The following is a 303-nucleotide window of genomic DNA, read 5'->3' on the forward strand; positions in this document are numbered from 1 at the left end:
TAGCCACTTAAAGAAAAGTGGCGGACGCGGCAGGAGTCGAACCTGCGACCGCCTGGTTCGTAGCCAGGTACTCTATCCAGCTGAGCTACGCGTCCTCAATAAACTGTTTTTTTATATCTCATGTTCAGGAGATGACCAGCTTATACAGTATTTATTTTTTAACTAGCCTTAATATTTGCTAGTCTTTATTATTTAGCCACTTAAAGAAAAGTGGCGGACGCGGCAGGAGTCGAACCTGCGACCGCCTGGTTCGTAGCCAGGTACTCTATCCAGCTGAGCTACGCGTCCTCAATAAACTGTTTT

2 tRNA genes are annotated in these 303 nt (G+C 46.2%); both read right to left on the reverse strand.

The features are described 5' to 3' along the window. Positions 1–18: 18 nt before the first annotated feature. Positions 19–95: transfer RNA gene (locus H4J54_RS00060), tRNA-Arg, on the reverse strand. A 116-nt stretch (positions 96–211) separates the two neighbouring features. Beyond that, positions 212–288, reverse strand: a tRNA-Arg gene (locus H4J54_RS00065). Between the last annotated feature and the right edge of the window lie 15 nt (positions 289–303).

Origin of the sequence: Colwellia sp. MB3u-8 (assembly GCF_014076985.1) — a bacterium.
Classification (GTDB): Bacteria; Pseudomonadota; Gammaproteobacteria; order Enterobacterales; family Alteromonadaceae; genus Cognaticolwellia.